Source organism: Lentzea californiensis (assembly GCF_024648825.1).
GTDB classification, from domain to species: Bacteria; Actinomycetota; Actinomycetes; order Mycobacteriales; family Pseudonocardiaceae; genus Lentzea; species Lentzea californiensis.
This window is the reverse complement of sequence record NZ_JANBBE010000001.1, coordinates 1,598,240-1,611,388: the sequence shown is the minus strand read 5'-3', so window position 1 is coordinate 1,611,388 and position 13,149 is coordinate 1,598,240. Positions and strand designations below refer to the sequence as shown.

12 protein-coding genes are annotated in these 13,149 nt (G+C 66.9%); 5 read left to right on the top strand and 7 right to left on the bottom strand.

Annotated features, from left to right (window positions below; all coding sequences use genetic code 11):
- Positions 1-119 precede the first annotated feature (119 nt).
- Positions 120-1,028, top strand: coding sequence for an ABC transporter ATP-binding protein (locus tag LX88_RS08350; protein WP_258947176.1), 909 nt, complete (start codon positions 120-122; stop codon positions 1,026-1,028).
- Positions 1,025-2,206, top strand: coding sequence for an ABC transporter permease (locus LX88_RS08345; RefSeq protein WP_258947175.1), 1,182 nt, complete (start codon positions 1,025-1,027; stop codon positions 2,204-2,206). The genes LX88_RS08350 and LX88_RS08345 overlap by 4 nt, the downstream gene beginning before the upstream one ends.
- Here LX88_RS08345 and LX88_RS08340 read toward each other — a convergent pair.
- The 4 genes from LX88_RS08340 to LX88_RS08325 form a co-directional block, all read right to left on the bottom strand.
- Complete coding sequence (locus tag LX88_RS08340) at positions 2,196-3,437, bottom strand: cryptochrome/photolyase family protein (protein WP_258947174.1); 1,242 nt, start codon at positions 3,435-3,437, stop codon at positions 2,196-2,198. The two genes, LX88_RS08345 and LX88_RS08340, sit on opposite strands and share 11 nt — an antisense overlap.
- 71 nt (positions 3,438-3,508) lie before the next feature.
- A complete protein-coding gene (locus LX88_RS08335; protein ID WP_090065417.1) occupies positions 3,509-4,822 on the bottom strand; it encodes a citrate synthase in 1,314 nt (437 codons plus the stop codon).
- A gap of 225 nt (positions 4,823-5,047) precedes the next feature.
- Entirely contained in the window at positions 5,048-5,980 is a 933-nt protein-coding gene (locus LX88_RS08330; protein WP_258947173.1) for a carbohydrate kinase family protein, read from the bottom strand.
- Between the two features lie 5 nt (positions 5,981-5,985).
- A complete protein-coding gene (locus tag LX88_RS08325) occupies positions 5,986-6,576 on the bottom strand; it encodes a TetR/AcrR family transcriptional regulator (protein WP_258947172.1) in 591 nt (196 codons plus the stop codon).
- An 83-nt stretch (positions 6,577-6,659) separates the two neighbouring features.
- On the opposite strand from LX88_RS08325, the gene LX88_RS08320 reads away from it, so the two are divergent.
- Positions 6,660-7,799, top strand: coding sequence for an acyl-CoA dehydrogenase family protein (locus tag LX88_RS08320; RefSeq protein ID WP_258947171.1), 1,140 nt, complete (start codon positions 6,660-6,662; stop codon positions 7,797-7,799).
- Here the strand turns inward: LX88_RS08320 and LX88_RS08315 are convergent.
- Positions 7,796-9,007 carry an amidohydrolase gene (locus LX88_RS08315; protein ID WP_258947170.1) on the bottom strand — a complete coding sequence of 404 codons (1,212 nt, stop codon included), beginning with the start codon at positions 9,005-9,007 and terminating at the stop codon, positions 7,796-7,798. The two genes, LX88_RS08320 and LX88_RS08315, sit on opposite strands and share 4 nt — an antisense overlap.
- A gap of 303 nt (positions 9,008-9,310) precedes the next feature.
- On the bottom strand, positions 9,311-10,198 hold the full coding sequence (locus tag LX88_RS08310; RefSeq protein WP_258947169.1) for an aldose 1-epimerase family protein: 888 nt from the start codon (positions 10,196-10,198) through the stop codon (positions 9,311-9,313).
- 38 nt (positions 10,199-10,236) lie between these two features.
- Between LX88_RS08310 and LX88_RS08305 the strand changes: the two genes are divergently transcribed.
- Positions 10,237-11,013: an MBL fold metallo-hydrolase gene (locus tag LX88_RS08305; RefSeq protein WP_258947168.1), complete on the top strand. Its 777-nt coding sequence runs from the start codon at positions 10,237-10,239 to the stop codon at positions 11,011-11,013.
- On the top strand, positions 11,010-11,726 hold the full coding sequence (locus LX88_RS08300) for an AAA family ATPase (RefSeq protein WP_258947167.1): 717 nt from the start codon (positions 11,010-11,012) through the stop codon (positions 11,724-11,726). Before LX88_RS08305 ends, LX88_RS08300 begins: the two co-directional genes overlap by 4 nt.
- 6 nt (positions 11,727-11,732) lie before the next feature.
- Here LX88_RS08300 and LX88_RS08295 read toward each other — a convergent pair whose 3' ends face one another.
- Positions 11,733-13,127 carry an APC family permease gene (locus LX88_RS08295; RefSeq protein WP_258947166.1) on the bottom strand — a complete coding sequence of 465 codons (1,395 nt, stop codon included), beginning with the start codon at positions 13,125-13,127 and terminating at the stop codon, positions 11,733-11,735.
- Between the last annotated feature and the right edge of the window lie 22 nt (positions 13,128-13,149).

Sequence of the window (13,149 nt, the reverse complement as noted above, 5' to 3'; positions counted from 1 at the left end):
GTTGAGTGAATTGGTCGTTCATTCGATTCGCCGTAGACGCCCGTATCGTTTCACCCGTTCCCTGCTCACCGATACTTTCAGTGCGATTACCGCCATCCGGGCTAACGAAGGGGTTCACCGTGCCTGAGGGAGTGCTGGAGATCGACAGGATCTCCAAGCGCTACGGGGAGGTCGTCGCCCTGCGGGACATGTCCTTCGACGTGCGCGCCGGCGAGCTCTTCGGTTTCGTCGGCAGCAACGGCGCCGGGAAGACCACGGCCATGCGCATCGCGCTGGGCGTGCTCGCGGCCGACTCCGGCGAGGTGCGGTGGAACGGCAGAGCTGTCGACCTCGACACCCGGCGCAGGATCGGGTACATGCCGGAGGAGCGCGGCCTCTACCCGCGCATGAAGGTGCTCGACCAGCTCGTCTACCTGGCCGAACTGCACGGCATGGGCACCAACGAGGCCCACACGAGCGCGGAGAACTGGATCGCGCGCCTCGGGCTGCGCGACCGCCGCACGGACGAGGTGCAGCGCCTGAGCCTCGGCAACCAGCAGCGCGTCCAGCTGGCCGCCGCACTGGTGCACGAGCCGGACGTGCTGGTGCTCGACGAGCCGTTCTCCGGCCTCGACCCGGTCGCGGTGGACGTGATGAGCCAGGTGCTGCGCGAGAAGGCGTCCGCCGGGGTGCCGGTGGTGTTCTCCAGCCACCAGCTCGACCTGGTGGAACGGCTGTGCGACCGGGTCGGCATCGTCAGCGCCGGTTCGATGGTCGCGACCGGAACGGTGGACGAGCTCCGGTCGAGTGGCGAAGCTCGCCTCGTGGTGGAGTCGCCAACGACCGAGTGGGCTGCCACGCTGGGTGGCGTGCGGGTGATCGAGAAGAACGGGACGCGGTGCGTCCTCGAACTCGCCGACGGCGTGGACGACCAGGCGGTCCTGCACGCGGCGCTCTCGGCCGGTCCCGTGCACGAGTTCTCCCGGCAGCGCCCGTCGCTGACCGAGCTGTTCCGCAACGTCGTGACCATCGAGGGCAGGAGCGCATGACGTCGGCCCGAGCTGTCTCGCTGGTGGCGAAGCGCGAGTTCGTCATGAAGGTGCGCACCAGGTCGTTCCTGATCGGCACCGCCGTGATCATCGCCGTGCTCGCCGGGTACGTGGTGCTGCAGTCGGTCCTGTTCGACGACCAGCAGCACAGCGTCGTGGGGCTGTCCGGGCAGGCCACGCAGCTCGCGGACCCGTTGCGGGACAAGGCGAAGGCGTTCGGCATCGAGGTCGAGACGCGCGACGTCACGACCGCGGGCGACGCCGAGCAGCAGGTCCGCGACGGCTCCCTCGACGCACTGGTGACCGGTGCGCCGCCGGAGCTGAAGATGATCGTCAAGGGTTCCGGCGACGAGGTGCTGGCGACGGCGCTGAACGACGTGCTGCGTCAGCAGGTGCTGACCGCGAAGCTGGCGGAGGCGGGCATCAACCCGCAGGAGGTCGCGCAGAGCCTCGCGAACGCCCGCGTGGCCGTCACCGCACTCGAACCCGTTGACCCGCAACGAGGTCAGCGCCTCGCGATCGGGTTGATCGTGGCCGCGCTGCTGTACTACTCGCTGCTCGTCTACGGCACGATGGTGGCGCAGGGCGTGGTCGAGGAGAAGTCCAGCCGGGTCGTGGAGATCCTGCTCGCGACCGTGCGGCCGTGGCAGTTGTTGCTGGGCAAGGTGATCGGCCTCGGCGCGGTCGGCCTGCTGCAGCTGCTGGTGATCTCCACGGTCGGCCTGGGACTCTCCTCCGCCTTCGACGTGATCGACGTGGGCACGCTCGGCGGTGCGGCGCTGCTGACCGGCGTGCTCTGGTACCTGCTCGGGTTCTTCCTGTACGCCACCGTGTTCGCGGCCGCCGCGTCACTGGTGTCACGCCAGGAGGAACTGCAGTCGGTGCTGACGCCGATCAGCATGACGATCATCGTGGCGTTCGTGGCCGGCATCAACCTGATGATCGGCAACCCTTCCGGCACAACGGTCACGGTGCTGTCGATGCTGCCGCCGTTCGCCCCGATCCTGATGCCGGGCCGGATGGCGCTGGGTGTCGCTCCGGCCTGGCAGGTGCTGCTCGCGGTCGTGCTGGCACTGCTGGCCATCGCGGCGATCACGTGGCTGGGCGGCAAGGTCTACGCGAACGCCGTGCTGCGGACCGGCGCTCGCGTCAAGCTCCGCGAGGCGCTCAGGCTTTGATCGCCTGGTAGCGGTCGAGCGCCACCTGGCGTTCGACCGCGTGGTCCACGATCGGTTCGATGCCGGGCGAGTCCGGCGCGTACCTCCTGACGTAGGCGCCGTCCGGGTCGAACTTCTTGGCCTGCGTCGTCGGGTTGAAGACGCGGAAGAACGGCGAGGCGTCCGTGCCGCTGCCCGCGACCCACTGCCAGTTGTGCTGGTTCGAGGCGATGTCGCCGTCGATCAGGTGCTCCATGAAGTGCCGGGCGCCCCACCACCACGGCAGGTGCAGGTCCTTGACGAGGAAACTCGCGACGATCATGCGCACCCGGTTGTGCATGAAGCCTTCCTGCAACAGCTGCCGCATGCCGGCGTCGACGATCGGAAACCCGGTGCGCCCCTCGCACCACGCCTCGAAGAGCTCCTTGTCGTCGTCGTGCACCATGCGGTCGAACTTGCGGTCGTAGTTCTCGCGCGCGGTCTCCGGCTTGTGCCACAGCACGTCGGCGTAGAACTCACGCCACGCGAGCTCGCTGCGGAACGTTCCGTCACAGTCCTGCAGCAGGGTCCGGGGGTGCAGCACACCCCACCGCAGGAACGCCGACATCCTGCTGGTCGCGTCCATGTCGGGCCGGTCCCGGGTGGTGTCGTAGTCCTGCAGCCGTTCGTCGCGGAACTCCTCCCAGAGTTCGAACGCGTCCGGAAGCTTCTCCTCGATGGCCGGGATCGTGGTGCTGTACTCCGGTTCCAGCCAGTCCAGAGTGGACGCGCCGGTGTCCGCGGGCTTGCGCCAGCCGTGCTCCAGCCAGGCGTTGCGGAACGGCGTGAAGACCTTGAACGGCGTTCCGTCCTGCTTGCGCACCCGGCCGGGCGCCACCGCGTAGGGCGAGCCGGAGCGGACGAGTTCGATGTCCCCCAACGCTTCCTCAACGGCCTCGTCCCGGCGGCGCCCGTATGGCGCGTAGTCCGCGGAGATGTGGACGCTCTCCGCACCGATCTCCTTCGCGATGCGCGGAACCACCTCCACCGGATCACCGTGCACGACCATCAGACGACCGCCCAGTTCGTCGTTCAGGGCGTGCAGACAGCGGTGCAGGAAATCGATTCGCGGCTGTCCGGACGGTTTCAGCAACCGGTCGTCGAGAACGAACAACGCGAGTGCGCGAGGCGATCTTTCCGCTGCCGCGAGAATGGCCGGATGATCGGATGTCCGCAAATCGCGGCGGAACCAGACGAGCGACGGGGAACTCACGGATCGACGCTAAGACGAACGGGGCGCGCCTGCATGACAGGCGCGCCCCGCACGGGTGAAGCAGTGTCTGACTAGCGGTTCTCCATCGCGATGAAGTCGCGCTCCGTCGGGCCGGTGTAGATCTGCCGCGGGCGGCCGATCTTGGTGGCCGGGTCGTTGATCATCTCGCGCCAGTGCGCGATCCAGCCGGGGAGCCGGCCGAGCGCGAACAGCACGGTGAAGAACTTCGTCGGGAAGCCCATCGCCCGGTAGATCAGACCCGTGTAGAAGTCCACGTTCGGGTAGAGCTTGCGGGAGATGAAGTAGTCGTCGCTCAGGGCGGCTTCTTCCAGCTGCTTCGCGATGTCGAGCAGCTGGTCGTCGGCGCCGAGCTTGCCGAGGATCTCGTCGGCGGTCTTCTTGATGATCGCGGCGCGCGGGTCGTAGTTCTTGTAGACCCGGTGGCCGAAGCCCATCAGGCGGACGCCGTCCTCCTTGTTCTTCACCTTGTTGACGAACGACTGCACGTCGCCGCCGTCGTTCTTGATCTTCTCCAGCATCTCCAGCACCGCGCTGTTCGCGCCGCCGTGCAGCGGGCCGAACAGGGCGTTGATGCCCGCGGAGATCGAGGCGAAGAGGTTCGCCTCGGAGGAGCCGACCAGGCGCACGGTCGACGTGGAGCAGTTCTGCTCGTGGTCGGCGTGCAGGATGAAGAGCAGGTCGAGCGCGCGGACCAGGTCCGGGTCGAGGTCGTAGGCCTCGGCCGGGAACCCGAAGGTCATCCGCAGGAAGTTCTCCACCAGGCCAAGGGAGTTGTCCGGGTAGAGGAACGGCTGGCCGACCGACTTCTTGTACGCGTAGGCCGCGATGGTCGGCAGCTTGGCGAGGAGGCGGATCGTGGAGATCTCCACCTGGTTCGCGTCGAACGGCGACAGCGAGTCCTGGTAGAAGGTCGACAGCGCGGAAACCGCGGACGACAGCACCGGCATCGGGTGCGCGTCGCGCGGGAAGCCGTCGAAGAAGCGCTTGAGGTCCTCGTGCAGCAGCGTGTGCCTGCTGATCTTGGAGGTGAAGTCCTCGAGCTGGGCGGCGGTCGGCAGCTCGCCGTAGATCAGGAGGTAGCTGACCTCCGCAAAGTTCGAACGCGCGGCCAACTGCTCGATCGGGTACCCGCGGTAACGCAGAATTCCCGCGTCACCGTCGATGTAGGTGATCTCGGAGGAGCAGGAGGCCGTGTTGACGAAACCGGTGTCCAGGGTTACCAGACCGGTGGTCGACAGCAGCTTGCCGAGATCGATGCCGGACGCGCCTTCGGACGCCCGCACCACCTTCATCTCGAGCTCTGCGTCCCCGTGGCGCAGCGCGACGGTCTGTGGGTCGGTCGGCGCAGTCGTCGCGTCGGGCATTCAAGTCCCTCTCAACGCTCGGACGGGGTGGCGGCAGTCCACGCTGGGTCTGCCGTCGTCTCGGACCACCCCGTTGGGATCTGAGTCTTCAAGTCCACTCACGCTAGTCGGCGGAAGGCCCGCCTCGCAGCAGCGGTGTGAACCGATTCTGAGAGATGGGACCGGCATCACATCCGTAATGCCAGTTTCTAGCGCGGCTCCCCCACGGTAGTCCGATCCTCCGTTTTATCCACCCAACGCGGCGGTGAGTTCGCTCGCAAAAGGCGGTTCGGCGCCCGCACGGGAACATGTGATCGCGGCGGCCGCACCGGCGTACGTCAATGCCGCGGTCCATTCCTCCGTGGAGAGACCACGGATCTTCTCCGCGCTCAACGCGTCATGGTCGTGCAGCCACGCGAGCAGGGCGCCTTGCACCGTGTCGCCCGCCCCGATCGTGTCGACCACGTCCACCTTCACGGGCGGCACGTCGACCTGTCCGGTGGCGGTGATCACGGACAGACCGTCGCCGCCTTTCGTCAGCACGACGGCGGCGGGTCCCTGTGAAATCCACGTCCTTGCGATCTCGATCACGTCACCGTCCTCGGCGAGCCACCGCGCGTCCTCGACGGAGGCCTTCAGCAGCCCGACGTCCGGCAGCCAAGACCGGAACCGCGCCCGGTAAGCGCCCGGATCGTGGATCAGGCCCGCCCGGATGTTGGGGTCGAGCACCGTCAGCAAGCGCTTGCTCTCGCGCCGCAGCACCGTCTCGTAGACCGAGGCACCGGGCTCCAGCACCAACGACAACGTGCCGAACGACACGGCCTTCGTCTCCGCCGGTAGCGCGCCGGGATCCTCGACGAGGCGGTCGGCCGTGCCGTCGACGTAGAACGAGTAGCGCGCGGATCCGTCCTCCGCGAGGCCGACGACGGCGAGCGTGGTGTTCTCCGGTCCACGTTGGACCAGATCCGTCGCCACCTGCGACGCGTGCAGCCGCTTGATCAGCTGCTCCCCGAAGTGGTCGGTCGACACCCGCGACAGGAAGCCCGTCGGCACGTCGAGCCGCCCGAGCGCGACGGCCACGTTGTACGGCCCGCCACCGAGCTTCGGCGCGAGCGGCGTGAGCTCGTCGTCCCCCACCGGCACCATGTCGACGAGTGCCTCACCAGCAACCACGATCACGCGCTCTACTCCTTCTGGGAGGCTCCGGTCCTTTGCAGCCCATCCAACAACAGTTCGCCCAGCGCGGTGAACGCCTCGGCGTCCGAAACACCTGCCCGTTTCGTGAGCACACCCGTCTGGATGCCCTCGATGAGCAGACCGGCCATCTCGGCGAACAACGCGGCGTGCACCTCGCGGAACACGTGCCGCTCCACGCCGTCCTGGATGAACGCCTTGATGCGCTCGGCCGCTGCGCGCGCGTTGCGTTCGTACGTGGCGCGCGTGGGCGGGAAGTCCGACACGTCCGCGATGAACGCCGCTGACGCCTTGTTCAGCTCCTCAGCGGCTCCCGCGAGGTAGCTGCCGATGCGTTTGCGCACGTCGTCGAGGCCCGCGATGCGCTTCTCGATGCGCTCGGCGGCCCCCTTGAAGTACCTGCCGACGACCCTGACCGCCAGCTGTTCCTTGCTGCCGGCGAGCGCGTACAGCGTCGATTTCGAGCAGTGCAGCCTGCCCGCGATGTCGTCCAGGGTGAGATGTCCGAAGCCCTCGGTGAGGAACAACGCCTCCAACCGGGTGAGCAGCTCGGCCTGCCGCTGCGTGAGCGCCCGCGTCATGGTGACGACCCTGCCACATTCACTGGCAGCTGTACTGCACAAGGCACTAGAGTACAGCTACCAGTACACACCGGAGGTCGACGATGCCCGCCGAGCGGTTGCTCCCCACGCAAGAGGCCGAGGACCTGATCGCGCTGGTCAGGGAGATCGCGCGGGACGAACTGAAGCCCCACGCCGCGGACGCCGAGGAGAACGAGAAGTTCCCCCGCGACGCGTTCCGCCTACTGGGCAGGTCCGGCCTGCTGGGCCTCCCGTACCCCGAGGAGTTCGGCGGCGGCGAGCAGCCCTACGAGGTGTACCTGCAGGCCCTCGAAGAGGTCGCCTCCGCCTGGATGACGGTCGCCGTGGGCCTCTCCGTGCACGTGATGTCGTGCTACGGCCTCGCGACCTTCGGCACCCGCGAACAGCAGGACCGCTGGCTCCCGGAGATGCTCGAGGGCGAACTCCTCGGCGGCTACGCCCTCTCCGAGGTCCAGGCGGGCTCCGACCCGGCCGCCATGTCGACCAGGGCGGTCCGCAAGGGCTCCGAGTACGTCGTGAACGGCACCAAGGCGTGGATCACCCACGCCGGCGCCGCCGACTTCTACACCCTGATGGCCCGAACGTCCCCCGACGCGGGCCGAGGCATCTCCTGCTTCCTGGCCCCGGGCGAGGCCCAGGGCATCACCGCAGCCACCCCGGAACGCAAGATGGGCCTGACCGGCTCCATCACCGCCCAGTTGGCGTTCGAAGACGTCCGCTTCGGCACCGACCGCCTGATCGGCAAAGAGGGCGACGGCCTCAAGATCGCACTGTCCGCTTTGGACTCGGGCCGCCTGGGAATCGCCGCCTGCGCCGTGGGCCTGGCCCAGGCCGCCCTGGACGAGGCAGTCGCGTACGCCAAGACCCGAACCCAGTTCGGCCGCCCGATCATCGAGTTTCAGGGCCTCGAGTTCCTGCTGGCGGACATGGCAGCGGCGGTGGAATCGGCCCGAGCCACCTACATCTCAGCCGCCCGCCGCCGCGACAAGGGACTCCCCTTCCGCCAGCAGGCGTCGATCGCCAAACTCATCGCCACAGACGCGGCGATGAAGGTGACGACCGACGCCGTCCAGGTGCTCGGCGGCGCCGGCTACACCCGCGACTTCCCGGTGGAGCGCTACATGCGCGAGGCGAAGGTCCTGCAGATCTTCGAGGGCACCAACCAGATCCAGCGCCTGGTGATCGGCCGAGGCCTCCGCTAAACGCTCTCGCGGTAGAAGGGGTCGGCCACGACCCCTTCCCCAGCAGCCTCGTCCCACGTGTAGACCTCGCGCCCCTGCACGAACACACGCAGGGCCCGGCTCATCACGTCGAGCGGATCCCCGGACCAGACAACAACATCACCGTCAAGCCCAGGCTTCAACGACCCAACCCGATCATCCAGCCCCATGATCCGCGCAGGGTTGGTCGTGATCGACCGCAGCGCGACATCACTGTCCAACCCTTCCTTCACAGCCAGCGTGGCCTGGTGCACCAGGAAGTGAATGGGCACAACAGGATGGTCAGTGGTGATCGCCAACTCCACCCCAGCTCGCGCCAAGATCCCGGGGTTGCGCAGCCCCCGGTTCCGCAACTCCACTTTGGACCGACTGGTGAACAGCGGCCCGATGATGACCGGAATCTGCTTGTCGGCAATGACATCGGCGATCAGATGCCCCTCAGTCCCATGGTTGAGGATCAGCCGATACCCGAACTCCTCAGACAACCGAATCGCAGTGGCGATGTCGTCGGCCCGATGCGCGTGCTGACACCAGCCCAGCTCGCCGGAGAGCACCTTCCCCAGAACCTCGAGGGTGGTGTTGCGGTCGAAGGACTTCCCGTCAGCCTCAGCCTCGGCCTTCTTGGCGAGGTAGTCCTGAGCCTTGGTCAACTCGTCCCGGATGACCGCCGCAACCCCTTGCCGCGTAGACGGCAACTTCCCCTTCTCGCCATACACCCGCTTCGGATTCTCACCAAGCGCACTCTTGACGCTGACCGGCTCCTTGACGAGCATCTCGTCAACAGTCCGCCCCCAGCACTTGACGGCAACAGTCTGCCCACCGATGGGATTACCAGACCCGGGCTTGATCACCGCCGTGGTAACCCCACCACTGAGCGCGTCGGCAAAGCCGAGGTCAGCAGGGTTGATCGCGTCAAGCGCCCGCATCCGAGCCCCAACAGGATCAGTCATCTCGTTGGTGTCCTGCCCAGCCCAGCCTTCGGCCTCCTCATGGACACCGATGTGCGCATGAGCCTCGACGAACCCAGGCAAAACCCAAGCCCCGTCAGCATCGACGACCTGAACCCCATCAGGAACGTCGACGTCAGCACCCACAGCAACGATCTTGCCGCCCCGGATGAGAACAGTGCCGCCTTCAAAGGGCTCGCCGTCGACGGGAACGACGTAACCACCGGTGATCGCGATGTCCATGGTTAGCAACGCTAACGGTTACTCCGACACTCGGCCACCCCTGACGCCCAGCGAAGCCGAAGGCGAGCCGTCCTTACCGCAAGGCAAGGGCGGTGGGGTCCCATCGCCAACGCCACCCTCTAAGCAACAGGCAGCCGCCCAACGCAACAGGCGTGCCATCAACCCACCCGTGGCGTGGACCCCCTGATCAGATTGCCGGGGTCTGGGGCAGAGCCCCCAGGAAAACGCACGCAACCGCAAGCTCGCCGCCCGCAAGGCGACCACCCGCAAGGTCGCGGCCCGCAAGCCGGGGAACCGACGCGCTCAGCCCAACGGCCGAATCCCCCACCGAGCCCCCCAAGACTCCCCAGGAGAAACCCAGATCAAATCCACTCCAGAATTCAAAGCATCCGGCGGACAGGTCATGGGCTCAACAGCCACAGCCCGCCCCCGCCCAGGATAGGAATCAGGCGTATAAACCTGAACCCACCGAAACGCAGGATCGGCCCAAACCTCAACCCCACCGCTCTCAGCGACCAACGTGTGGTGGACCAGCCCGTCCGCTCCAGGCTCACACCCCCCAAAGGGCGTGTCCAACCGAGCACCTTCCAACGACCGCCCACCACGGAAGTCGAACTCGGTCCCCTCCACCGGCACAGCCGGCCCAGAAGGCACCATCCGCTCAGCATCCAACGGCAAAACCGTAGTAGCCGCCAACGTCAAAGTGCACGAATCGGTAGCAGCGTTCCCAGCCCGAGGATAGGGATGCGTACCAACCCCAAAAGGCGTGGCAACGTCCCCGACGTTGGTAACCCCATGCGTGACGGTGAGCCCGCGCTCATCCAACGCATAAGAAACGGTGACGTCCAAAGCAGCAGGCCACCCGGCCTGGGGCTCGATCAGAACCCGCAAGGACACCAACGACCCGGTGTGCTCCAACACGTCCCAGGGCCGGCGCCGCACCAGCCCGTGAACCGCGTTCCCGCGAGCAGGCTCCGTGACCTCCAGCTGCTGCCGAGCCCCGTCCAGCACCCAGGACGCACCGGCGGTCCGGTTGGGCCAGGGCACCAGCACGGCCCCGGCGCTCATCGGGGGTTTCTCGTCAGCGCCGAAAGTCTCGACGTACGGCACACCGTCCACCTCGAAAGACCGCAGCCCCGCGCCTACAGTCGTGATCACGGCGGTGGCACCCTCGTACGAGATCCCCAACATGAGGCTGAAGCCTACGGGGCCAGCGGAAGGATTTGCCCATGAAGGTTCATCACCTCAACTGCGCCACGTTCCGGCCTCCCCTGGTGGCGGGCGGCCTGGTGGCCCACTGCCTGCTGATCGAGACCGACCAGGGCCTGGTCCTGGTCGACACCGGCTTCGGCACGAACGAGGTGATCAACCCGAAGGCGACGATCGACGGCCTGAGCCGCAAGCTGCTCAAGCCGGTGCTCGACATCACCGAGACGGCGATCAGCCACGTCGAGAAGCGCGGGTACACGGCCGACGACGTGAAGCACATCCTGCTCACCCACCTCGACCTCGACCACGCGGGCGGCCTGCGCGACTTCCCGAAGGCCACCGTGCACGTGCTCGACACCGAACTGGAGGCCGCGACCAACGCGCGCGGCACCAAGGAGCGGGCGCGGTACCCGAAGGCGCAGAGGGACGGCGTCAAGTTCGAGACGCACAGGGCCGAGGGCGAGGACTGGTTCGGCTTCCAGGCCGTCAAGAACATCGCCGGCCTGCCGGAGGAGGTGCTGATGGTGCCGCTGATCGGCCACACCCGCGGCCACACGGGCATCGCGGTGAAGTCGGACGACGGCTGGCTGTTGCACGCCGGCGACGCGTACTTCTACCGCGGCGAGGTCGAGACGCCGCCGAGCAACATCTTCGCGCTCAAGCTCACCGCGAAGCAGACCGAGACGATCCGCGAGCAGCGTCTGTCCAATGTAGAACGCCTCAGGGAGCTCAAGGCGAGCGGCGAGGCCGAGGTGTTCTGCGCCCACGACCCGGTCGAGCTGGCACGGCTGGCGTGACGTTCATCCGGCAGATCCGCCTCGACCAGGCCGACGACACCCACCGCTACCCGTTCACGCTCCCGGTCGTCCGGCACCTGATCGAGCACCCGCTGGAACTGAGGTCCCCCATCACCTTCCTCGTCGGGGACAACGGCGCGGGCAAGTCCACGCTGGTCGAGGCGATCGCGGTGGCGGCCGGGTTCAACGCCGAGGGCGGCACCCAGTCGTTCAACTTCGCCACCAGGGCGACGGAGTCGTCGCTCGGCGACTACCTGGTCCTCAGCCGGGGCACGAGAAAACCCAGGACCGGGTTCTTCCTGCGCGCCGAGTCGTTCTACAACGTCGCCACCGAGATCGACCGGATCGGCGGGGGGATCCACGCGTCGTACGGCGGCAAGTCGTTGCACGAGCGGTCGCACGGCGAGAGCTTCATCGACCTGATGAACCACAGGTTCGGCAGCAGGGGCCTCTACGTCCTCGACGAACCCGAGGCCGCCCTGTCGGTCAAAGGCTGCCTGACGGTCCTGAGGCGCATGCACGAACTCGTGGAGGAGGGTTCGCAGTTCATCATCGCCACGCACTCGCCGATCCTGCTCGCGGCACCGAACTCCACGATCTTCGAGATCAGCGACACGATCGACGAAGTCTCCTACGACACAGCGGAACCGGTCCGGCTCACCCGCAACTTCCTGGGTGAACCGGACCGGTTCCTGAAGCACCTGCTGGACTGAGAACCCCTACTTGGTGAGGTTCTCCGGGTGGATCTCCACCTTGCCGTGCAGCACGCGGTTGATGCCCCAGAGCACCAGACCGGCGAGCAGCAGGTAGCCCGCGATCACGTAGTCGCCTGCCGGGCGACCGGACGTCCACGGGATCGCGAGGTACGCACACGTGATCGCGCCGAGCACGGGCGCCCACGTGGGCGCGCGGAAGTGCTTGTGCTCGGACGGCTCCTTGCGCAGCACGAGACACGCGACGTTGACGATGGTGAAGACGATCAGCAGCAGCAACGACGTCGTGCCGCCGAGCTTGCCGATGTCGGCGGTGGACACCAGGATCACCGCGACGCCCGTCGTGAAGACGATCGAGATCCACGGCGTGCGGCGGAACGGGTGCACGACACCGAAGAACTTCGGGATGATCTTCTCGTTCGCCATGCCGTACAGCAGTCGCGACGCCATCAGCATGTTGATCAGGGCCGAGTTGATGACGGCGAGCAGACCGATCAACGCGAAGATCCACAGCGGGAAGCCCGGGGCGCCGACGGTGACGACCTTCAGCAACGCGCCGCTACTCGCCTTCGCCAGCTCGTCGGACGGGATCAGCAGCGACGACGTGATCGCGACGAGCACGTAGATCAGGGCCGCGATGCCCATGCCCCACAGCATCGCGCGCGGGAAGATCTTGACCGGGTTGCGGCACTCCTCCGCCATGTTCACCGAGTCCTCGAAACCGACCATCGCGAAGAACGCGAGCGCCGTGGCCGAGGTGACCGCGAGCATCACGTTGCTGCCCGACGGCACGTTGATCTCAGTGAGCCTGCCCGGGTCGCCGTCGCCGTTGACGACCGCCCAGGCGCCGATCAGGATGATGATCACCAGACCGGACAGCTCGATGCAGGTCAGCACCACGTTGGTCTTGACCGACTCGGACACGCCGCGAAAGTTGATCAGAGCGAGGCCGGCGATGAAGACGATCGCGATACCGGTGATGACCAGCGACTCCGGGCTCAGCGCGACGTCGAAGAACTCGATGAGCAGCTGCCGCAGGTACGTGCGGCCGAAGGCGAGCGCGGCCGACGAGGCCGACGTGATGCCGGAGCACATGACCGCGAACGCGACCATGAACGTCAGAAAGTGGATCTTGAACGCTCTGTTCGTGTACAGCGCGGCGCCGGCGGCCTTGGGGAACTTGCCGACGAGCTCGAGGTAGCTGAACGCGGTCAGGAATGCCACCACGAACGCGAGCAGGAAGGGCAGCCAGAGCGCGCCGCCGATCTTGCCCGCCACGTTGCCGGTGAGGGCGTAGATGCCGGTGCCGAGGATGTCGCCGACGACGAAGAACAGCAGCAGCTTCGGGCCGATTGCCCGATGTAGCTCTGGTTGCTCCGTTTGTGGAGTCGCTTCAGCCATGCCCGAAGATTCTGCCCGTTGT

Bases quoted from the DNA above. Each gene is read 5' to 3' on its own strand.
- LX88_RS08345 (WP_258947175.1), top strand. From the start codon at position 1,025: ATGACGTCGGCCCGAGCTGTCTCGCTGGTGGCGAAGCGCGAGTTCGTC.
- LX88_RS08335 (WP_090065417.1), bottom strand. From the start codon at position 4,822: ATGCCCGACGCGACGACTGCGCCGACCGACCCACAGACCGTCGCGCTG.
- LX88_RS08325 (WP_258947172.1), bottom strand. From the start codon at position 6,576: ATGACGCGGGCGCTCACGCAGCGGCAGGCCGAGCTGCTCACCCGGTTG.
- LX88_RS08320 (WP_258947171.1), top strand. From the start codon at position 6,660: ATGCCCGCCGAGCGGTTGCTCCCCACGCAAGAGGCCGAGGACCTGATC.
- LX88_RS08315 (WP_258947170.1), bottom strand. From the start codon at position 9,007: ATGGACATCGCGATCACCGGTGGTTACGTCGTTCCCGTCGACGGCGAG.
- LX88_RS08310 (WP_258947169.1), bottom strand. From the start codon at position 10,198: ATGTTGGGGATCTCGTACGAGGGTGCCACCGCCGTGATCACGACTGTA.
- LX88_RS08305 (WP_258947168.1), top strand. From the start codon at position 10,237: ATGAAGGTTCATCACCTCAACTGCGCCACGTTCCGGCCTCCCCTGGTG.
- LX88_RS08295 (WP_258947166.1), bottom strand. From the start codon at position 13,127: ATGGCTGAAGCGACTCCACAAACGGAGCAACCAGAGCTACATCGGGCA.